General features: G+C 66.7%; 17 protein-coding genes. 16 read left to right on the forward strand and 1 reads right to left on the reverse strand.

Translation table 11 applies throughout. From position 1 onward, the window contains the following. Positions 1–82: 82 nt before the first annotated feature. The 5 genes from ACSQ8Y_RS04730 (at position 83) to ACSQ8Y_RS04750 (ending at position 4,772) form a co-directional block, all read left to right on the forward strand. Positions 83–1,231: an acyl-CoA dehydrogenase family protein gene (locus tag ACSQ8Y_RS04730; protein WP_436265299.1), complete on the forward strand. Its 1,149-nt coding sequence runs from the start codon at positions 83–85 to the stop codon at positions 1,229–1,231. 30 nt (positions 1,232–1,261) lie between these two features. After that, on the forward strand, positions 1,262–2,068 hold the full coding sequence (locus tag ACSQ8Y_RS04735) for an enoyl-CoA hydratase-related protein (RefSeq protein WP_436265300.1): 807 nt from the start codon (positions 1,262–1,264) through the stop codon (positions 2,066–2,068). Between the two features lie 22 nt (positions 2,069–2,090). Further along, positions 2,091–3,092 (forward strand): phosphotransferase family protein, encoded by a 1,002-nt coding sequence (locus ACSQ8Y_RS04740; protein ID WP_436265301.1) that lies wholly within the window; start codon positions 2,091–2,093, stop codon positions 3,090–3,092. A 112-nt stretch (positions 3,093–3,204) separates the two neighbouring features. Beyond that, on the forward strand, positions 3,205–3,630 hold the full coding sequence (locus ACSQ8Y_RS04745) for a Zn-ribbon domain-containing OB-fold protein (protein ID WP_436265302.1): 426 nt from the start codon (positions 3,205–3,207) through the stop codon (positions 3,628–3,630). Next, entirely contained in the window at positions 3,627–4,772 is a 1,146-nt protein-coding gene (locus tag ACSQ8Y_RS04750) for a thiolase family protein (RefSeq protein ID WP_436265303.1), read from the forward strand. Before ACSQ8Y_RS04745 ends, ACSQ8Y_RS04750 begins: the two co-directional genes overlap by 4 nt. 92 nt (positions 4,773–4,864) lie before the next feature. Here the strand turns inward: ACSQ8Y_RS04750 and ACSQ8Y_RS04755 are convergent, their stop codons facing one another. After that, on the reverse strand, positions 4,865–5,683 hold the full coding sequence (locus ACSQ8Y_RS04755; RefSeq protein WP_436265304.1) for a TetR/AcrR family transcriptional regulator: 819 nt from the start codon (positions 5,681–5,683) through the stop codon (positions 4,865–4,867). A 151-nt stretch (positions 5,684–5,834) separates the two neighbouring features. Between ACSQ8Y_RS04755 and fadB the strand changes: the two genes are divergently transcribed. From fadB to ACSQ8Y_RS04810, 11 genes are all read left to right on the forward strand, one after another. Then, complete coding sequence (gene fadB / locus ACSQ8Y_RS04760) at positions 5,835–8,003, forward strand: fatty acid oxidation complex subunit alpha FadB (protein WP_436265305.1); 2,169 nt, start codon at positions 5,835–5,837, stop codon at positions 8,001–8,003. 13 nt (positions 8,004–8,016) lie between these two features. Then, positions 8,017–9,189, forward strand: a complete 1,173-nt coding sequence (locus tag ACSQ8Y_RS04765; protein WP_436265306.1) for an acetyl-CoA C-acetyltransferase — start codon at positions 8,017–8,019, stop codon at positions 9,187–9,189. A 13-nt stretch (positions 9,190–9,202) separates the two neighbouring features. Beyond that, on the forward strand, positions 9,203–9,985 hold the full coding sequence (locus ACSQ8Y_RS04770; protein ID WP_436265307.1) for an SDR family NAD(P)-dependent oxidoreductase: 783 nt from the start codon (positions 9,203–9,205) through the stop codon (positions 9,983–9,985). 340 nt (positions 9,986–10,325) lie between these two features. Continuing rightward, complete coding sequence (locus ACSQ8Y_RS04775; protein WP_436265308.1) at positions 10,326–11,999, forward strand: DUF1302 domain-containing protein; 1,674 nt, start codon at positions 10,326–10,328, stop codon at positions 11,997–11,999. Positions 12,000–12,020: 21 nt separating this feature from the next. Further along, complete coding sequence (locus ACSQ8Y_RS04780) at positions 12,021–13,409, forward strand: DUF1329 domain-containing protein (protein WP_436265309.1); 1,389 nt, start codon at positions 12,021–12,023, stop codon at positions 13,407–13,409. Positions 13,410–13,609: 200 nt separating this feature from the next. Further along, positions 13,610–14,647, forward strand: coding sequence for a WD40/YVTN/BNR-like repeat-containing protein (locus ACSQ8Y_RS04785; protein ID WP_436265310.1), 1,038 nt, complete (start codon positions 13,610–13,612; stop codon positions 14,645–14,647). 1 nt (position 14,648) lies between these two features. After that, positions 14,649–17,159: an efflux RND transporter permease subunit gene (locus ACSQ8Y_RS04790; protein WP_436265311.1), complete on the forward strand. Its 2,511-nt coding sequence runs from the start codon at positions 14,649–14,651 to the stop codon at positions 17,157–17,159. Between the two features lie 97 nt (positions 17,160–17,256). Next, positions 17,257–18,243 carry a thiamine pyrophosphate-dependent dehydrogenase E1 component subunit alpha gene (locus tag ACSQ8Y_RS04795; protein ID WP_436265312.1) on the forward strand — a complete coding sequence of 329 codons (987 nt, stop codon included), beginning with the start codon at positions 17,257–17,259 and terminating at the stop codon, positions 18,241–18,243. After that, positions 18,240–19,232 (forward strand): alpha-ketoacid dehydrogenase subunit beta, encoded by a 993-nt coding sequence (locus tag ACSQ8Y_RS04800; protein WP_436265313.1) that lies wholly within the window; start codon positions 18,240–18,242, stop codon positions 19,230–19,232. Before ACSQ8Y_RS04795 ends, ACSQ8Y_RS04800 begins: the two co-directional genes overlap by 4 nt. Before the next feature lie 15 nt (positions 19,233–19,247). Further along, entirely contained in the window at positions 19,248–19,478 is a 231-nt protein-coding gene (locus tag ACSQ8Y_RS04805; RefSeq protein ID WP_436265314.1) for a biotin/lipoyl-containing protein, read from the forward strand. Further along, positions 19,478–20,281, forward strand: coding sequence for a 2-oxo acid dehydrogenase subunit E2 (locus ACSQ8Y_RS04810; RefSeq protein WP_436265315.1), 804 nt, complete (start codon positions 19,478–19,480; stop codon positions 20,279–20,281). Before ACSQ8Y_RS04805 ends, ACSQ8Y_RS04810 begins: the two co-directional genes overlap by 1 nt.

Raw genomic sequence — 20,281 nt, forward strand, 5'->3', positions numbered from 1 at the left:
CCGCATTCGTCTGAACAGACGAAGCCAAGGCCGCCGCGGCTGGCTATCATCGACCTCGATACCTACCCGTCTCCTGGAAACCATGGCCATCGACTTTCAACCCTGCTGGACCGACCCGGACCTTGAACTGTACCGTGACACGGTGGTGCGTTTCATCGAGCAGGAAATGCTGCCCGACGACCACGCCGCCCGCCGGCGCGGCCACGTCGGCCATGCGTTGTGGCGCCGCGCGGGCGAAATCGGCCTGCTTTGTTCCGACATACCCGAGGCGTGGGGCGGGGGCGGCGGCGACTTCCGCCACGAGGCGGTGCTGTACGAGGAAATGGCGCGCCGCTGCCTGACCGGCATGAGCGCGTCGGTGCACAGCATCGTCGCCCACTACATCCTGAACCATGGCACCGAAGCGCAGAAGGCGCGCTACCTGCCGCGCATGGCGCGCGGCGAGCTGGTCGGCGCCATCGCCATGACCGAGCCCGGCGCCGGGTCGGACCTGCAGGGCATCCGCACCCGCGCCATCCGGGACGGCGGCGACTACATCATCAACGGCGCCAAGACCTTCATCACCAACGGCCTGCTGGCCGGCCTGGTCCTGGTCGTCGCGCGCACGGCGCCGGAACAGGGTTCGCGCGGCATCTCCATCCTGATCGTGGAAACCGGCGGCTGCCAGGGCTACCGTGTCGGCCAGCCTCTGGACAAGATAGGCCTGAAGGCGCAGGACACGTCGGAGCTGTTCTTCGACGACGTGCGCGTGCCGGCCGACAGGCTGCTGGGCGGCGAGGAGGGCAGGGGCTTCGCGCAACTGATGTCGGACCTGCCATACGAGCGGCTGATCATCGCCGTGATGGCTGTCGCGATGATGGAAGGCGCTTACCACGAGACGCTCGCCTATGTGCGCGAGCGCATCGCGTTCGGCAAGACGGTCGCGGAGTTCCAGAACACGCGCTTCAAGCTGGCCGCCACCGCGACCAGCGTAAAGGCGGGGCGCGCCTTCGTCGACCGCTGCGTGGAAGACATGGTCGCCGGCAGGCTCGATACCGTCACCGCGTCGATGGCCAAGGCCTGGGCCTCGGACCTGCAGGGCAAGGTCGTCGACGACTGCCTGCAGCTGTTTGGCGGCTACGGCTATACCAACGACTATGTGATCGGCCGCATGTACGTGGACGCGCGCGTGCAGCGCATCTATGGCGGCACCAATGAAATCATGATGGAAGTGATCGCGCGGGCGCTGTAGCCGGCAGCGCTTTCGGAACAGGAGAACGATATGCCGGACTACAAATGTGTCACGTTCGAGGTGGACGGCGGGGTGGCCATCGTCACGCTGAACCAGCCGGAAAAGCGCAATCCGCTCTCGCCGCAGCAGGCGCAGGAACTGCTCGCCGTGCTGGCGCGCGTGCGCGCGGACCGTTCGCTGCGCGCGCTCATGCTGACCGGCGCCGGCAAGTCCTTCTGCGCCGGCGCCAACCTGGACGACATGGGAGTCCACGGAAGTCCGGGCAAATCGCTGGGAAATGCGACCTTCGACACCATGGTGGCCTTGTCCAACCCTTTGATCCTCGCGCTGCAGGACATGCCGGTGCCGGTGCTGACCTCCATGAACGGCGGTGCGGTCGGCGGCGGCGTAGGCCTCGCACTGGCGGCGGACGTCGTCATTGCCGCGCGCTCGGCCTATTTCTACCTGCCGTCGATGCCGCGCCTGGGCCTGGTGCCCGACCTGGGCGCCAGCTGGTTCCTGCGCCAGCAGGCCGGCCGCGCACGAGCGATGGGCATGACCTTGCTGGGCGACCGCCTGTCGGCGGAACAGGCGGCCCAATGGGGCCTGGTCTGGATGTGCGTGGACGATGCCGACCTGCGCGCCGAGTCGCTGGCGCTGGCGCGGCGCCTGGCGGCGCTGCCGGCGCATGCCGCCCTCGAGGCGCGGCGCGCCGACCGTGCGGCGGCCGGCGCGCCCCTTGCGGCCCAGCTGGCCTACGAGGCGGCGCGCCAGCGCGAACTGATCGACCGCGAGTGCTTCGCCGAAGGCGTGCGCGCGTTCGCCGGGCGGCGCGATCCGGTGTTCCGGGGCCGCTGACGCGATGCCTCCCGGACCTCGCATGAGCGCGCTGGGGCTCCAGCGGCGGCGCTTCGAATCCCATCTGCGCGACGCGTTGCCGGGCTTGCGCGGGCGCATGCGTGTCGCGTCGTTGGGGACGAATGGCGCAGCCTACCGCATCCGCTTCGACGACCGCAGTTTGCTGCTGCGCCTGGAACCAGCCGCGGATCCCGGTCCCGCCGCAGGCAAGCTGCTGTCCTTGCCGGTGGCGCCAGCGCCGGGGTTGCGCCGGGAGCGCCGCATCCTCGACGCGCTCGCCGCCAACGGCGTGCCGGCGCCGAAGCCGGTCCTGGTTTGCGACGATCCCCTGGTGGCCGGGGCGCCGTTCTTCGTTGCCGCGATACCGGAGGGCCGTGTCTTCGCCGGGTATGGCTTGTCCGAACTGGAGCCGGAACGGCGGCGCGGCGTGTACTTCGCGCTGGCGGAGACCCTGGCGCGCCTGCACCGCATAGACTGGGCCGCAGCGGGCCTGGCCGACTATGCCAGGCCTGCGCATTTCTTTGCGCACGAGGTGGCGCGCGGGAACCGCCGGCTTGGCGTACCGGATGCCTGCGGCGCTGTGCAGCCCGGACTGGCGCGGGTGGGCGACTGGCTGGCGGCGCATCTTCCCCACGATGACGAAAGCGCCATCCATCATGGCGATTTCCGGCTTGGCAACCTGATTTTCGATCCGGCAGGCAGCCGGGTGTTGGCGCTGTGCGGCTGGGAGCACGCCGCCCTGGGCCATCCGCTGGCAGATGCCGCGCACAGCTGCATGCCGTGGCAGCTGGACCGGACGGCGGCAGGCCTGCGCGACCTCGACCTGGCGCGGCAGCGCATACCGACGCAGGCGGAATACCTGACGCATTACCGCCAGTGCGGCGGCCACGCGGAGCGCGTCACGACCTTTCACCTGGTGTTCGCGCTGTTCCGCGCCGTGCTGGCGCCGCCGGGCGGGGACGAGCGGAACGGCGCCGCGCTGGCCCGCCGGGCGCTCGAGCTGATCGATGGCGCAGGCGCCTGAGGGAGTGAACCTGAGCAAGTGAACAGATGTGGCCTTCGTGAGCAATTCGTTTAGCAATGCGGTTAACAACGCCTTAGCAATTCCTTCAGCTATTTTCAACAGGAGTGGAGCAATGACACAGAATATGGTAGCGCCAGGGTTGGTCGCCGGCGAAGGCGCGGCCGCCAGGCTGCTTGGCGGTAAAAGCCGAAGCGACGGCAGGATCGTGTTTCCGATGCCTTCGGGACCGGAAGGGGAACGCTACGACGAGATGGAACTGGCCACCGAAGGCAGGCTATGGTCGTACACGGTGCAGCGTTTCGCGCCGAAGCGGCCGTACGACGGCCCGTCCGGCGAGGCGGACTTCCGGCCTTACGCGGTCGGCTATGTGGAACTGGCGGAGCAGCTGATCGTCGAGGCGCGCCTGGACACGGCGGACTTCGCCGCGCTGCACATCGGCATGCCGATGCGCTTCACCCTGTTGCCCTACCGGCAAGGCCCGGACGGCAGCGCAGTCCTGACCTACGCATTCCGCCCCGTCGACGAGGAGCAATCATGAGCACCAATGTGCGTGTGATCGGGACCGGCATCCATCCCTTCGGCCGCCACGACGGCAGGACCGGCCTGGACCTGGGCGTGTTCGCGATCCGCGAAGCGCTGGCCGACGCCGGCATCGCCTGGAAGGATGTGCAGTTCGCCTTCGGCGGTTCGGCCGCCTCCGGCGACGCCGATGCGGTGCTGCCGCGCATGGGGCTGACCGGGGTGCAGTTCATCAACGTGGCCAACGGCTGCGCCACCGGCGGCTCGGCCCTGCTGGCCGGCTACTGGGCGATCAAGTCGGGCGAGTTTGACCTGGGCGTCATCGTCGGCTTCGACAAGCATCCGCGCGGCGCGTTCAACGCCGACCCGGTGGCGGCGGGGCTGCCGATGTGGTACGGCCAGACCGGCCTGATGCTGACGACGCAGTTCTTCGCCATGAAGATACAGCGCTATATGGCCCTGCACGGCATCTCGGCCGAAGCGCTCGGCCTGGTGGCGGAGAAGGCGTACGAGAACGGCGCGCTGGCGCCGCACGCGTGGCGCCGCGAGGCGGTCAGCCTGGAGACCATCATGGGCAGCCAGATGGTGTCCGACCCGCTGACCAAGTTCATGTTCTGCTCCCCGGCGGAAGGCGGCGCCGCGCTGATACTGGCGTCGGAACGCAAGGCGCGCGAACTCGGCTTGGACGGCCCGCTGCTGCGCGGCGCGGCGGTGCGCACCCGGCTTGCCGGTTCGTTTGAAGTGTTCGCGCCGTCGCTGGAGCTCGAACGTGCGGCCTCGCCGACGCAAATCGCGTCGAAAGCGGCTTATGAGATGGCCGGCGTAGGCCCGGCCGACATCGACGTGGCCCAGATCCAGGACACCGAATCGGGCGCCGAAATCATGCACATGGCGGAAAACGGCTTCTGCGCCGACGGCGAACAGGAAAAGCTGCTGCGCGAAGGCGCCACCAAACTGGGCGGGCGGCTGCCGGTCAACACCGACGGCGGCTGCCTGGCGTGCGGCGAACCGATAGGCGCTTCGGGCCTGCGCCAGGTGGTCGAAAACGTGCAGCAGCTGCGCGGGCGCGCGGGCCGGCGCCAGGTCGAAGGCGCCCGGCTGGCCTACACGCAGGTGTACGGCGCGCCCGGCATGTCGGCGGTCACCATCCTGGAAGCCTGAGCCGGCGGGCGCTCAGCCTGGGAGGCAGCCCCGCCTGCCTAAGCCGCCTTGGCCGTCTAATCCGCTTAAGCCGCGTAATCCGCTTGCGCCGCTTAAGCCGCCTTGGCCGCCTTTACCGCCTTGGCCGCCTTTACCGGCTTGGCCGGCTTGGTGACCTTGGCCGCCTTGGCCGGGCCGGGCAGGGAGGTGGGGGCGGGTGCGGGTGCGGATGCGGGGCGCTTGCGCTGTGCCAGCGTACGCAAGGCGCGCGCCTGCGCTTCACCGGTCGTCGCGCCGACGGCGAGCACGAGGAAACCGCGCACCGCCTCGTCGGCCATGCGCGCCACGCCGATGTCGCCTATTGCCCATTTGCGCATCACGGAGAAAGCGAGGTCGGTCATGTCGCCCTCGATCTGTTCGCGCGACAGGCAGGGGCTGATCTGCTGGCGCTGCTCGAGCTGCAGCAGCCAGGGCCTGACGTTCCCGTACGACAATTCCCGCATCATGAAGATGGTGTCCTTGTGCACCGCCGGCGAGAAATACAGGTCCATGACCGCCTTCAGGTAATTGCGCTGGCGCCCGAAATGCATGCACACGCGCACCAGCCGTTCGATCACGCCTTCCATGGTATCGGCTGCGGTCGCGAACTTCATGCGCGCGAGCTGCTCGAGGTAGTTCTCCTGGATCACCAGTCCGACGATGCGGTCCTTGCTGCCGAAGGCGTTGTACAGCGTGCGCTGCGCAACGTCGGCGCGCTTGCTCAGCTCGCGCATGCTCAGGTTCTCGATGCCGTTCTCTTCAATCACACGCTTGGTTTCTTGCAGGATACGCTGGCGCCGTTCATGCATCAGCGCGCTGTCGTAGACGGGCGTGACGCCGGTGGGGGCGGGCGCAGCCGCCTTGTCGCGCGGCTTGCGCGTAGTAGTTGCCATGGTTGTTGTTTGACCTTTAGTAGTTCGGACGGCGCGGTCGGCACTGCACAATTCGTCGGTTCGGACGAAGCCGGAAGAACGCTGCCGCCGTAGACTGATAGTCATGTTGCAGCGGTTCCGACGGCTTCCATCAATTTTTGAAAAATATAACATGAATCAATATTTGCACCAAGGGCAAACGGTACAGGTCAAACGACTGGATCATGGCTATGCCGAACTGTGCTTCGACCGTGGCGAAGAGGCGATCAATAAACTCGACCAACTAGCGCTGGCCGAACTGCGCGACGCGGTCGCTGCGATCGCCGCCGCCCCAGGCCTGCGCGGCGTGCTGGTCACCAGCGCCAAGGAAGTCTTCATCGCCGGCGCCGACATCACCGAGTTCGGCGCGCTGTTCAAGCGCCCGGAGCAAGACATGCTGGCCCACTTCCGTATCGGCAACGGCGCGCTGTCCAGCCTGGAACAACTGAACGTGCCGGTGGTCGCCGCGATCAACGGTTACGCGCTCGGCGGCGGGCTGGAGCTGGCCCTGTGCTGCGATTACCGCGTGATGGCGGCAAGCGCCCAGGTGGGCTTGCCGGAGGTGTCGCTGGGCCTGTTCCCCGGCTTGGGCGGCACCGTGCGCCTGCCCCGCATCGCCGGCCTGGACGTCGCGGTCGAATGGATAGCAGGCGGCAAGCCGAGCAGGGCGGACGCGGCCCTGCTGGCCGGCGTGGTCGACCAGATGGCTGCGCCGGACGAGCTGCGTGCCGCCGCGCTGGCCCTGCTCGGGCATGCCGCCGCGAACGAAGCCGGGTGGCGGGCAAGGCGCGCCGCCAGGCAGGCGCCGATGCCGCTGACCGCGGACGCTGCCCACGGTCTGTTCCAGTTGGCCAAGGCAGGCATCGAAAAATGCAGCCCGAAACACCAGCCGGCCGCGATGATGGCGCTCGAAGCGATGGAGGCGCACTGGCCGCTGGCGATCGCCGACGCGCTCGAGGTCGAAGTGCGCGCATTCACCCGCGTCGCCAAGACGCAGGCGGCGGCCAGCCTGGTCCAGGCCTTCCTCAGCGAACAGGCGCTCAAGAAACTCTGCCGTGCGCACGCCAACGCCCCGGAAGCGCGCCGGGTCAGGAACGCCGCCGTGCTGGGCGCCGGCATCATGGGCGGCGGCATCGCCTTCGCCAGCGCGCTCAAAGGCGTGCCGGCGCGCATGAAGGACATCGCGCAGGGCCAGCTCGAGCTAGGCTCGGCAGAGGCCGACAAGCTGCTGGCGCGCCAGGTCCGGCAAGGGCGGCTGACACAGGACAAGGCGGACGCGGTGCGGCGCGGCATCGTGGCGCAGCTCGACTATGCCGGCTTTGCGGACATCGACCTGGTGGTCGAGGCTGTGGTGGAGAACCTCAAGGTCAAGCATGCGGTGCTGGCCGAGCTGGAAACCAGGATCGCGGACGACGCGATTATCGCCTCGAACACCTCGTCGCTGCGCATAGACGATCTTGCCGTCCCGCTGGCGCGCCCGCAGAACTTCGTCGGCATGCATTTCTTTAACCCGGTGCCGGTGATGCCGCTGGTCGAAATCGTCAAGGGCAAGGAAACCAGCATGGCGGCCGTCTCGACCGCCGTCGGCTATGCGGTGGCCATGGGCAAGACCCCAGTGGTCGTCAAGGACTGCCCGGGCTTCCTCGTCAACCGCATCCTGATCGCGAACACCCGCGCATTTTGCCAGCTGGTGGCGGACGGCGCCGACTTCGAACGGGTGGACCGCGCGATGGAGGATTTCGGCTGGCCGATGGGGCCTGCCTACCTGATGGACGTGGTCGGCATCGATACCGGCAGCCATGTGTGCAAGGTGATCGCCGCCGGCTACCCCGAGCGCATGGCCGGCACCTGGGACGACGTCCTGGAGCTGATGGTCGAGCACAAACGCTACGGCCAGAAATCGGGAACCGGCTTCTACCGCTATGAAGCCGATCCGGCGGGCAAACCGGTGAAGCTGCACGCGAGCGACAGCCACGCGCTGATCGCGCGTGTCCAGCCGCAGGGCCGGCGCGAGTTCGCGGACCGGGAGATCGTCGAGCGCCTGATGCTGCCGATGATCATCGAGGCGGCCGCCGCGCTGGAAGAGGGCGTGGTCGCCACCCCGGCGGAACTGGATATGGCGCTGCTGCTGGGCATCGGCTTCCCCCGCTATGCGGGCGGCCCGCTCAAGTATGCAGACTGGCTAGGCATGGAGCGCGTGCTGGCGCTGAGCAAGCAATACGCCCACCTGGGGCCGCCCTACCTGGCCACGCCGGGCATGGCAGCGATGGCCGCGCGCGGTGCTACCTTTTACGCAAACTGACTGGAGAGTGAGAATGGCTGAAGCATACATCGTCGCCGCCGCCCGTACCGCCGGCGGCCGCCGCAACGGAAAATTGTCGGGCTGGCATCCGGTCGACCTGGCGGCCCAGGTCATCAACGCCTTGCTGGACCGCAGCGGCGTCGATCCGGCCAGGGTGGACGACGTGCTGATGGGCTGCGTGAGCCAGGTCGGCGAACAGTCGACCAATGTGGCGCGCAACGCGGTCCTGGCGTCCCGGCTGCCCGAGAGCGTGCCGGGCACGTCTATCGACCGCCAGTGCGGTTCGTCCCAGCAGGCGCTGCATTTTGCCGCGCAGGCCGTGATGTCGGGCGCCATGGACTTCGTGATCGCGGCCGGTGTCGAGAGCATGAGCCGGGTGCCGATGTTCACGCCGTCCGAACTGGCGCGCACCAACGGCCTGGGTTACTACATGAGCCCCGAGATGCGGGCGCGCTACCCGGGGGGCGATTTCAGCCAGTTCGTCGGCGCCGAGATGATCGTGAGCAAGTATGGCTATACCCGCGCCCAGCTCGATGAATACGCGCTGCTGAGCCACCAGCGCGCCGCCGCCGCGATCGAGACCAATGCGTTCAAGGACGAAATCGTGCCGGTGGAAGTGACCCTGGCCGATGGCGAGCGTACCCTGCACACTGTCGACGAAGGGGTGCGCTTCGGCGCCACGCTGGAAGGCATCGCCAGCGTCAAGCTGCTGCGGGAAGGCGGCTGCATCTCGGCCGCGAACGCCAGCCAGGTGTGTGACGGCGCCTCCGGGCTGATGGTGGTCAGCGCGCGCGGCCTGGAGGAACTGGGCATCGCACCGCTGGCGCGCATCCACCACATGAGCGTGCTGGGCCACGATCCGGTGATCATGCTCGAGGCGCCGATCCCCGCCACCCAGCGCGCGCTCAAGAAGGCCGGCATGGGCATCAACGAGATCGACCTGTATGAAGTCAACGAGGCGTTCGCGCCCATCCCCCTGGCCTGGCTGCGCCAGCTGGAGGCCGACCCGGCGCGCCTGAACGTGCACGGCGGCGCGATCTCCCTGGGCCACCCGCTGGGAGCCTCGGGAACCAAGCTGATGACCACGCTGATCTACGCGTTGCGCCGCCACAACAAGCGCTACGGACTGCAAACCATGTGCGAAGGCGGCGGCATGGCCAACGTCACCATCATCGAACGCCTTTGAGCCCGGGACTGCCATGAAACTCGATGCATCGATCGCCGCCGTGGTCACCGGCGGCGCCTCCGGCCTAGGCGAAGCGACGGCGCGCGCCCTGGCGGCGCACGGCGTCAAGGTCGCCATCTTCGACCTGGACGCGGCGCGCGGCGCAGCGCTGGCGCAGGCCCTGGGCGGCGTGTATTGCCAGGCCGACGTGCGCTCGGACGCGCAGGTCGATGCCGCCTTCGCCAGGGCGCGCGAGGCCCAGGGCCAGGAACGCATCCTGGTCAACTGTGCCGGCACCAGCAGCGTGGCCAAGACCGCCGGCTGGGACAAGGCCACCGGCCAGGCCAAACACTTCCCGCTAGATGCCTTCGACCGCGTGGTGCAGGTCAACCTGCTCGGCACCTTCCGCTGCATCGCCAAATCGGCCGCCGGCATGCTGTCGCTGGCGCCGATGGCGAACGGCGAGCGGGGCGTGGTGGTCAACACCGCCTCGGTGGCGGCGCAGGACGGCCAGGTGGGGCAGGCCGCCTATGCCGCCTCCAAGGCCGCCATCGTGGGCATGACGCTGCCGATCGCGCGCGACCTGATGAACGAGGGCATACGCGTCAACACCATCATGCCGGGGCTGTTCGATACGCCGCTGTTGAACGGCCTGCCGGAGCACGTGCACGCCGCATTGAGCGCGTCGGTGCCGTTCCCGAAACGCCTGGGCGCGCCGCCGGAGTACGCGGCGCTGGTCGAACTGATGATCACCAACGGCTATTTCAACGGCGAGAGCGTGCGCCTGGACGGCGCGATCCGCATGGCGGCGCGCTGACGGACAAGGCCGGGTTCCGCCTTGCGTTTGAAAATCTATCGGGGCGATTGATTTAAAAATTGATGCACGTATCAAAATTGGTTGACTCGCTTCAGTCATTGAAGCAAGATGAAACATCCCGGTTCCAGTCGGGGTACGGCCCGGCGTCTATGCTGCGGCGCAATATCGGCAACGTTCTCCGGTTGCCCCTATGCCCGGCATGATGCGACGCACGACCTTAGTGATCGTATAAAAACATTTCTGTTTGTATGTTTGCTTGGCCGCCACGGCGGAAAAACAAAAAAGTAGCGCCACTTCCGACCATCAGGGGGTGGCTACTATTAACCTGGAGGAGACAAGAATGAAGCAGTGGCGCAAAAAATCGCTGGGGCGCGGCATGGCGGCAGGTTTCGCCGTAGTCGCGGCGGCAGCGAGTGGCCTGGCAACGGCGGGCAAGATCGATACCGGTAATCCCGACGCCGAGTTGCGCTGGGATAACACTGTCAAATACAACGCCGGCTGGCGCATGCAGAAACGCGACGATGCGATCGGCGACGCCTGGGGCTACCAGGCCGGCGACTACAAGTTCGACAGGGGTGACATGGTGACCAACCGGGTCGACTTGTTCACCGAGCTCGATTACGTCTACAAGAGCCACTTCGGTTTCCGGCTGTCGGGCGCGGCCTGGTACGACGCCGCCTACGACGAGGACGTGCGCGGCAATCCGCGCTTTACCGGCTTCCTGGCCGGCACCGCCTACCCGAACAACAAATTCACCCGCTTCGCCCGGCGCTACAACACCCATTCAGGCGAACTGCTGGACGCCTTCGTGTTCGGCCGCATCGAACTGGGCGATATGCCGCTCAGCGTGAAGGCGGGCCGCCACACCGTGTACTGGGGCGAATCGCTGTTCACACCGGTGCACGGCGTGTCGTACGCGCAGAGCCCGGCCGACTTCCGCAAGGCGCTGAACACGCCCGGCATCGAAGTGAAGGAACTGTTCCTGCCCTTGAGCCAGGTATCGGCCCACATGCAGGTGAGCGACACCGTCTCCGTGGCCGCCCAGTACATGCTGGAGTGGAAGCCCTTCCGCCTGCCGGACGGCGGCACCTATCTGTCGCAGGGCGACATCATCGGCAACGGCGGCACCAACTTCCTCGGCATACCGATGAACGGCAACCTGCAGAGCGGGCGCGACGCGGTGCCCAAGGACAGGGGCAACTGGGGCGTGATGATGAAGGCGGCGCCCGAATGGCTGGAAGGCACGGTGGGCCTCTACTACCGCAAGTTCGACGACAAGGTGCCGGCGGTGCTGTCGCCCGGCGGCACTTTCAGCGAACTGCACAACGCCTACGCCAGGGACGTCAAACTGGTGGGCGTGAGCCTGGCCAAATCGGTGGCCGGCGTGTCGATCGGCGCCGAGCTGGTGCACCGCAAGAACACCGCGCTGGCGAGCTACTTCGGCGCGGCCGACATCGCGCGCGGCGACAGCTGGCACGCCTTGGTGAATGCCCTGGCCTACGTCGGCAAGACGCCCGTGTTCGACTCGGCCACCGTGCTGGCCGAACTGACTTATAGCCGCCTGGACAAGCTGTACGACGGCAGCGCCGCCAACTTCAATGGCGTCGACTATGCCCACTGCAAGGCGGGCGAGGCCGGCTACGGCGCCTACAAGCGCATCGACGGCTGCGCCACCAAGGATGCGCTGGGCCTGTCGCTGGCGTTCACGCCGACCTGGTTCCAGGCTTTCCCCAGCGTCGACCTGAGCCTGCCGATGAGCTACAGCGTCGGCCTGTCGGGCAACTCGCCGGTGCCGGCGGGCGGCAACAAGGGCAGCGGTTCGTGGAGCATAGGCCTGGGCGCCGACTACCAGGCCAAGTACCGCGTCAACCTCGCTTACAACGCCTATTTCGGCGATTTCGGCAGCAATACCAGCTTCCTCGGCACGCAGGCGATCAATGGTTCCACCAACGCCGGCAACGGTTCGCTCAAGGACCGCGGCTGGCTGTCCTTGACACTCAAGACCACATTCTAAGAATCGACAGGAGACATCAAGATGTTCCATAAGATCAAACTCATGACCGCGCTCGCGGGCTTCGCCGGGATCGCCGGCCTGGCCGTCCCCGGTGCGGTCCTGGCCGGTGCCGCCGAAGACGCCGCCAAACTGGGCACCACGCTCACGCCGTGGGGCGCCGAAAAGGAAGGCAACAAGGAGGGCACCATCCCCGCCTACAACGGCCCGATCAAGCCGCCCGCCAGCTACGACCCGAAAAAGCCGGGCGTGCGGCCCGACCCCTTTGCCGGGGAAAAGCCATTGTTCTCGATCGACGCCAAGAACGTCGATAAATACGCCGACAAGGTCAGCGAAGGCAACAAGGCCATGTTCAAGAAGTACCCGGGCTTCCGCATGGATATCTACCCCAGCCACCGGACGGTGAACTATCCGAAGTACGTGCTGGAGAACACGAAGAAGAATGTGGGCCAGTGCAAGACCGTGGCCGACGGCCTGCAGGTCGAGAACTGCTTTGCCGGCTTCCCCTTCCCCTTCCCGAAGACGGGCAGCGAGGTGATGTGGAACCGCTTGTGGAAGTTCGACGCCCACATGATCGAATCGGCCGGCATGACCGGTACCGTGGTCGACACCCAGGGCAACCGCACCGTCACCGGCATCGGCAAGATGTGGATCGAGTATCCGATCTACAACCCGGCCAAGACCACGCCGGTCGCCCTCAACGAGACCTATGGACGGATCCGCATCGATTACACGGACCCGCCGCGCAAGGCAGGCGAGAAGCTGATCGTGCTGGACGGCGTCGACATGGTCGGCGTGGGCCGCAAGGCCTTCTCCTACCTGCCTGGCCAGCGCCGCGTGAAGCTGGCGCCGGACATCGCCTACGACACGCCCAGCCCGACCGGCGGCGGCGCAGGCACGGTGGACGAGGCGGCGGTCTGGTACGGCTCGCTGGACCGCTACAACTTCAAGCTGATCGGCAAGAAGGAGATGTACATCCCGTACAACACCTACAAGATCCGCGATCCGCAGCAATGCCCGAGCGCGGTGGCGATGAAGACCATGAACCACCTCAATCCGGATTGCATGCGCTGGGAGCTGCACCGCGTATGGGTGGTCGAGGCCACGCTGCGGACCGGCAAGCGCAATGTGTACGCCAAGCGCACGCTGTACTGGGACGAGGACATGCCCGGCATCGGCATCTCGGACAATTACGACAGCACCGGCCAGATCTACCGCACCACGCATTCGCTGCCGATCTCGCTGTACGAGACGCAGGGCCATTCCACCGACGAATGGGTGACCTACGATCTGGCGACCGGCAACTACGCGCGCCAGGAGGACGTCACGGACACCGGCGGATGGGTCGTCATCCCGCCCAAGGCGTCGTCGTTCTTCTCGCCGGAGGCCTTGGCGGGCGAGGGCGTGCGCTAACGCTAAAAGAGGACACAGTCCCGTAGCGTGTACCCCGGCTGGCGCGGTTTGCGCCGGGCCGGGATCGATTGTATCGAGTAGGAGACGCCGTCATGCGGTTTGATCAGATTCGTATCCCGCGCGGGTTAGCCCGCGCCGTGCTGGCAGGCCTGCTTGCCGCGTCTGTAGTCGTGCCTGTAGCCGCGCCCGTAGCCGTTGCATTGGCAGCGCCGCCTGTTTCCCCGCCGGCTCCAGGCGCAGCCTTCCAGCCGCCGCAGGACCAGGGCGCCATGCCCAGCCGCCTGGCCGCCTCCAGTCCCATCCTCGCGCTGGCCAGGGCCGGCGAGCGCATCGTCGCGGTCGGACTGCGCGGCCACATCGTGATCTCCGACGACGGCGGCCGGCAGTGGAAGCAGGCCAGGTCGCCGGTCAGCAGCGACCTGCTGGCCGTATCTTTTCCGACCTCCACGCAGGGCTGGGCGGTCGGCCATGGCGGCGTGGTGCTGCACAGTGCCGACGGCGGCGCCACCTGGACCCGCCAGCTCGACGGCCGCCAGGCCTCGGCCCTGGCGATACGCCATTACGAGGCGCAGCTGGCCGCCGGCAAGCAGGCCGGCCAGTTCCTGAAGCGCGAGCAAAGCCTGGCCGTCGACGGCACCCAGCCCTTCCTCGACGTGTATTTCGAAAGCGCCACCACCGGCTACGTGGTCGGCACCTTCAACCGCCTCTACCGCACGCAGGACGGCGGCAAGACCTGGACGCCGTGGATGGACCGCAGCGACAACCCGGACGAGCTGCACTTCTATGCCATACGCGGCGGCGCGCATGGCGTCTACCTGGTCGGCGAGCAGGGCATGGTATGGCGTCTGGACGCGGCCGCCGAGCGCTTCGTCGCCATGCGCACTCCCTACAAGGGCACCCTGTTCGGCGTGGTGAGCGCGGGGCCGGGCACGCTGCTGGTGTACGGCATGCGCGGCAGCCTGCTGCGCACGGCGGACGAGGGCAAGACCTGGGAAACCATCGCCACCGGAAACCCGGCCGGCATCACCTCGGGGGCTGTGCTGCAGGACGGCACGATCGTGCTGGTCAACCAGGCCGGCGGCATCGATCTCAGCCGCGACGACGGCAAGTCCTTCAACGCACAGAAGAGCGCGCGGCCGATGTCGTATTTCGGCGTCGCCGCCCTGGGGGGCAAGCAGATCGCCCTGGCCGGCTCGGAAGGCGTGCGCCTCGAAATCGTAAAGCAAGAGAAAGACTAAGATGACAGACCACCACAAGCCGCAAGCCATGGAAGTCGTTTCGGATCCGGCGGCGTTCGACAATGCCTCCGGCAGCCTGCTGGAGCGCCTGATTTTCAACCACCGGCGCTTGCTGATCGCCGTCTGCCTCCTCCTCACCGCGCTGTTCGCCTTCCAGTTGCGCGGCCTGGTGGTGAGCGCCAGTTTCGACAAGATGCTGCCGCACGGCCACGCTTATATCAAGAACTACGTGGACAACCGCGACCAGCTGCGCGGCCTGGGTGACTCGGTGCGGGTCGTGATCGAAAATCCAAAGGGCGACATCTTCGACCCCGAGTACCTGGCCACGCTGGCCAAAATCAACGATGAAATCTTCATCCTGCCGGGCGTGGACCGCTCCTGGATGAAGTCGATCTTCACGCCGGTGGTGCGCTGGGTGGAGGTGACGGAAGAGGGCTTCACCGGCGGCCCGGTGCTGCCCAACGATTACGACGGCAGTGCGAAATCGGTCAACGACCTGCGCATCAATATCGCGCGCGCCGGCGTGGTCGGCAGCCTGGTCGCGAACGACTACAAGTCCAGCATGATCGTCATCCCGCTGCTGGCCGCCGACGCGCAGGGCAAGCCGGTCGACTACCATAAGCTGTCCGCGGCGCTGGAAGAGATCCGCGCCCGCTACGACAGCGGCGCCCAGCCCAAGGTCAAGGTCTACATCATCGGCTTCGCCAAGCTGGCAGGCGACCTGATAGAAGGATTGCGCAAGGTGATGTTCTTCTTCCTTGCCGCCGCCGTCATCGCCACCGTCATCATCTACCTGTTCACGCGCTGCGTGCGCAGCACCACCCTGGTGGTCGCCTGCTCCATCGTCGCCGTCATCTGGCAGCTCGGCATTGTCGTCATGCTCGGCTACGGCCTCGATCCGTTCTCGATGTTGGTGCCCTTCCTGGTGTTCGCCATCGGCGTCAGCCACGGCGCGCAGAAGATGAACGGCATCATGCAGGACATCGGGCGCGGCACCCACAAATGGGTGGCGGCGCGCTACACCTTCCGCCGCCTGTTCCTCGCCGGGATCACGGCGCTGCTGGCCGACGCGGTCGGCTTCGCGGTGCTGATGGTGATCGACATCCCCGTCATCCGCGAACTGGCGTTGACCGCCAGCCTGGGCGTAGCCGTGCTGATCGGCACCAACCTGATCCTGCTGCCGGTGCTGTTGTCCTATGTCGGCGTCAGCCCGGCGGCCGCGCAGCGCAGCCTGCGGGAAGAGCAGGAGGGGGCGCGGGGATTCGGCAAGGTGTGGACGCTGCTCGACCGCTTCACCGAACGGCGCTGGGCCGCCAGCGCGATCGGCGTGGCGGTGCTGCTCGGCGGCCTGGGCTACCTGCACAGCGAAAAGCTGCAGGTCGGCGACCTCGATTCCGGCGCCTCCGAACTGCGGCCCGATTCGCGCTACAACCTCGACAACGCCTTCATCACCGGCCATTACGGCATCTCCAGCGACGTCTTCGCGGTGATGGTGAAAACCAAACCAGACCAGTGCCGTTCCTTCGAAACGCTGACCGAAGCCGACCGGCTGAGCTGGACGCTGGCGCAGGTGCCCGGCGTGCAGCGCACCGTGTCGCTGGCCGACACCGTGCGCGCCTATACCTCGGGTGGCATGGAGGGCAATCCGAAATGGATGACGGTCAGCGACAACCAGGCGCTGATCGATCCGCAGATTAACAATGCGCTGAACTGGAACTCGGAATTCATCAACGCGCAGTGCTCGATGCTGCCGGTGCTGGCCTTCCTGTCGGACCACAAGGCAGAAACGCTGGACCGCGTGGTGCAGGCGGCGCGCGCCTTCGCCGCCGAACACGACACGGCGGACCGCAAATTCCTGCTGGCGGCCGGCAGCGCCGGTGTCGACGCGGCCACCAACATCGTGGTCAAGGAAGCCAACCGCACCATGCTGTTCTATGTGTACGGCGCGGTGATCCTGCTGTGCGCGATCACCTTCCGCAACTGGCGCGCGGTGATCGTCGCCGTGCTGCCGCTGGTGCTGACCTCCATCCTGGCCGAAGCGCTGATGGTGCAGCTCGGCATCGGTGTCAAGGTGGCGACCCTGCCGGTGGTGGCGCTCGGCGTGGGCATCGGCGTCGACTATGCGCTCTACCTGCTGAGCGTGCAGCTGACGCTGCAGCGCCAGGGCCTGCCGCTTGCGCTGGCCTACCAGCGCGCGGTGGCTTTCACCGGCAAGGTGGTCGGGCTGGTTGGCGTGACGCTGGCGGCCGGCGTGGTCACCTGGGCCTGGTCGCCGATCAAGTTCCAGGCCGACATGGGCATCCTGCTCACTTTCATGTTTGTCTGGAACATGCTCGGTGCGCTGATCCTGATCCCGGCGCTGTCGCATTTCCTGCTGCGCGATGTGCGTGCGCAGCCCGAAGCGGCTGCGGCCGCGGATCCGGCGGCGGAAGCGGTGGCGGGGGCTGGGGCGACGGAGGGCAATGCCGCTGCGTCCGGCGAGCCGGCCCCGCTGATGTCGCACGCGCGTTGATACATGGCCCCGTTTGCCCGGGGATGTCCTTGAAATAAAAAACAAACACGTTTTATTTTTTCTCTTAATCATCTAATTATCACGAAGGGACTAGGCCATGAGTGAGAAAAACCAACCGGAAGCGCCGGTGCTGCGCGAGATCTATCGCCTGGCGACGCTGATCAAGCAGACCGACGACCGCTTCATCGAACTGATCATGGCCGGCCAGATCGCCTCGCCGTACTACTCGACGCGCGGACAGGAAATCATCCCGGCGGCGGTGTCGGTGAATTTGCGGCCCAGCGACGTCGTCGTGACCACCTACAGGGGCATTCACGACCAGCTGGCCAAGGGCATACCGCTCAAGCCCTTCATGGCCGAATTCATGGGCCGCGCCACCGGCACCTGCAAGGGCAAGGGCGGGCCGATGCACATTACCCATCTCGCTTCAGGCCTGCCGGTCACCACCGGCATCGTCGGCGCCGGACTGCCGATCGCCAACGGCCTGGCCTGGGCGGCCCAGCTGAAGAAAACCGGGCAGGTCGTGGTCTGCAATTTCGGCGACGGCGCCACCAATATCGGCGCGTTCCACGAGGCGTTGAACCTGGCCTCGGTCTGGAAGCTGCCGGTGGTGTTCGTGTGCCAGAACAACGGCTATGCGGAACACACGAAGTACGAGGACGGCACTTCCTCGCGCACCATAGCCGACCGCGGCATCGCCTACGGCATGCCCGGCGTTGCCGTCGACGGCAACGACGCGGTTGCCATGTGGGATGCCGCCAGGACCGCGATCGAGCGCGCGCGCGCCGGCGAAGGGCCGACTTTGCTCGACGCGAAGACCTTCCGCTTCCGCGGCCATCTGCTGGGCGACGACAGCCATTACATCCCGAAAGAGGAAATGGCGGCCGCCGTCGCGGCCGATCCGGTGCCGCGCCTGCGCGCCTGGCTGATTGAACAGGGCCACGCGTCCGATGCGGACCTGGCGGCGATCGAGAACGCCAACGCGGAGGCGATAGACGAGGCGGCCAAGTATGGCCTGGCCAGCCCCTATCCCGACGTATCGGAGCTGTACAAGGATGTTTACGCGATGGAGAACGCAGCATGAGCACCACCCAGGCAAAGATGACGATGGCACAGGCCATCAACATGGCGATGGACGATGCGCTGGCGCTCGACCCCACTGTGCTGGTGCTCGGCGAAGACGTGGCCGATCCCCAGGGCGGCGGCGTGTTCAAGTGCACCAGCGGCCTGTCGACCAAACATGGCAATGACAGGGTGCGTTCGACGCCGATCGCCGAGCAGGCCATCATCGGCGCGGCGGTCGGCGCGGCGCTGGCAGGCATGCGGCCGGTGGCCGAGATCATGCTGATGAACTTCATGACGGTGGCGATGGACCAGATCGTGAACCACGCCGCCAAGCTGCGTTTCATGACCGGCGGCCAGACCCATGTGCCGCTGACCATACGCACGGCCACAGGGGCCGGCTTCGGTACAGGCGGCCAGCACGGCGACTACCTGGAAGCCTGGTTTGCGCACACGGCCGGCCTGAAGGTGGTGGCGCCATCGAGTCCGGCCGATGCCTATGGCCTGCTGCTGTCCTGCATCTTCGATGACGATCCCTGCATCTTCATCGAGAACATGCCGCTGTATTTCACGCCCGGCATAGCGCCAGTCCGGGGCGAGCGCATTCCTATCGGCAAAGCCAAGGTCGTGCGCGAAGGGACCGATGCGACCGTGATCAGCTACAGCCGCACGCTGAACGACGTTGTCGCCGTGGCCGACAAACTGGCCAAGGACAACATCTCGATCGAAGTGGTGGACCTGCGCACGATCGCGCCGCTCGATTTCGACACGGTCTGCAAATCGGTGGCGAAAACAGGGCGCGCGCTGGTGGCGCACGAGGCGCAGGCTGACTTCGGCGTCGGCGCCGAGATCGCGGCGCGCCTGCACAAGGAACTGTTCGGCCGGCTGAAGGCGCCTGTCGGCCGCCTGGGGTCGGTGCGTTCGCCGGTGCCGTTTTCGAAGCCGCTCGAAATGGCCTACATGCCGGGCCAGGACCGCATCGCCGAAGCGATCCTGCAAGTACTCAAATAAAAGGAGAAACACATCATGGCTACCGAGATCCTGTTGCCCAAGCTGGGCTTTTCGATGAATGAAGCGCTGCTGGTGGAATGGATGGTGCCGGACGGCGCCGCTGTGAAGAAAGGGCAGGCGATCTATGGCCTGGAAAGCGAGAAGGCCGTGCAGGAAGTCGAGGCCATCGAGGACGGCGTGCTGAAGATCATCAAGCCTGCCGGCGAGACCTATGAAGTCGGCACCGTGATCGGGGAGATTGCGTAATGGAAGCGCCAGTTCTTGCGGCCGCGCCTGCGCCCGCACCCATACCCGCACCTGCGCCGGTCCCCGCCGCTTGGCCGGCCACGCTGCCGCCCATGCCGGTGATGGACTTCGCCCAGTTCGGCGAGGTCGAAACGGTGGCGCTGTCGCGCAACCAGAAGCTGGTGGCGTCCTTCCTGTCGCGCAACTGGGCCCAGATTCCGCATGTCACCCACCACGACGAAGCCTGCGCCGACGCCCTCGAGGCCTTCCGCCGCGAGCTCGCGGCCGGCGGCGTGAAGCTCACGCCCTTGCCCTTCCTGATCAAGGCCGCCGCCAGGGCGCTGGCCGCCTTCCCGCGCTTTAACGCCTCGCTTTCGCCCGACGGCGGCGCGCTGGTGATGAAGCGCTACGTCCACATCGGCGTGGCGGTCGAAACGCCCAACGGGCTGATGGTGCCGGTGATACGCGACTGCGACAAGAAGTCGGTGGTCGAGATCGCCGGCGAGCTGGCCGACAAGACCGCGCGCGCCCGCGCCAAGGGCTTGCCGATGGCGGACATGTCGGGCGGCTGCTTTTCGGTCAGCTCGCTCGGCGCGATAGGCGGCACCGCCTTCACGCCCATCATCAATGCGCCGGAAGTGGCCATCCTGGGCGTGACGCGCACCTTTGAACGGCTCGCGCTGGCCGACGGCAAGCTTGTCACGACGCTGGCCATGCCGTTCTCGCTCAGCTACGACCACCGCGTCATCAACGGCGCGGACGCGGCGCGCTTTGTCCGTTTCATCGCCGACCAGCTGGCGGACCCGATCGATCTTGCGAGATAA

It is taken from the genome of Pseudoduganella sp. LjRoot289, assembly GCF_964252925.1.
In the GTDB taxonomy this organism is placed as follows: domain Bacteria; phylum Pseudomonadota; class Gammaproteobacteria; order Burkholderiales; family Burkholderiaceae_D; genus Rugamonas.

Bases quoted from the DNA above. Each gene is read 5' to 3' on its own strand.
- ACSQ8Y_RS04770 (WP_436265307.1), top strand. From the start codon at position 9,203: ATGAAACTCGATGCATCGATCGCCGCCGTGGTCACCGGCGGCGCCTCC.
- ACSQ8Y_RS04795 (WP_436265312.1), top strand. From the start codon at position 17,257: ATGAGTGAGAAAAACCAACCGGAAGCGCCGGTGCTGCGCGAGATCTAT.
- ACSQ8Y_RS04735 (WP_436265300.1), top strand. From the start codon at position 1,262: ATGCCGGACTACAAATGTGTCACGTTCGAGGTGGACGGCGGGGTGGCC.
- ACSQ8Y_RS04805 (WP_436265314.1), top strand. From the start codon at position 19,248: ATGGCTACCGAGATCCTGTTGCCCAAGCTGGGCTTTTCGATGAATGAA.
- ACSQ8Y_RS04810 (WP_436265315.1), top strand. From the start codon at position 19,478: ATGGAAGCGCCAGTTCTTGCGGCCGCGCCTGCGCCCGCACCCATACCC.
- ACSQ8Y_RS04755 (WP_436265304.1), bottom strand. From the start codon at position 5,683: ATGGCAACTACTACGCGCAAGCCGCGCGACAAGGCGGCTGCGCCCGCC.
- ACSQ8Y_RS04765 (WP_436265306.1), top strand. From the start codon at position 8,017: ATGGCTGAAGCATACATCGTCGCCGCCGCCCGTACCGCCGGCGGCCGC.
- ACSQ8Y_RS04740 (WP_436265301.1), top strand. From the start codon at position 2,091: ATGAGCGCGCTGGGGCTCCAGCGGCGGCGCTTCGAATCCCATCTGCGC.
- ACSQ8Y_RS04790 (WP_436265311.1), top strand. From the start codon at position 14,649: ATGACAGACCACCACAAGCCGCAAGCCATGGAAGTCGTTTCGGATCCG.
- ACSQ8Y_RS04780 (WP_436265309.1), top strand. From the start codon at position 12,021: ATGTTCCATAAGATCAAACTCATGACCGCGCTCGCGGGCTTCGCCGGG.
- ACSQ8Y_RS04745 (WP_436265302.1), top strand. From the start codon at position 3,205: ATGACACAGAATATGGTAGCGCCAGGGTTGGTCGCCGGCGAAGGCGCG.
- ACSQ8Y_RS04750 (WP_436265303.1), top strand. From the start codon at position 3,627: ATGAGCACCAATGTGCGTGTGATCGGGACCGGCATCCATCCCTTCGGC.
- ACSQ8Y_RS04800 (WP_436265313.1), top strand. From the start codon at position 18,240: ATGAGCACCACCCAGGCAAAGATGACGATGGCACAGGCCATCAACATG.
- ACSQ8Y_RS04730 (WP_436265299.1), top strand. From the start codon at position 83: ATGGCCATCGACTTTCAACCCTGCTGGACCGACCCGGACCTTGAACTG.
- fadB (WP_436265305.1), top strand. From the start codon at position 5,835: ATGAATCAATATTTGCACCAAGGGCAAACGGTACAGGTCAAACGACTG.
- ACSQ8Y_RS04775 (WP_436265308.1), top strand. From the start codon at position 10,326: ATGAAGCAGTGGCGCAAAAAATCGCTGGGGCGCGGCATGGCGGCAGGT.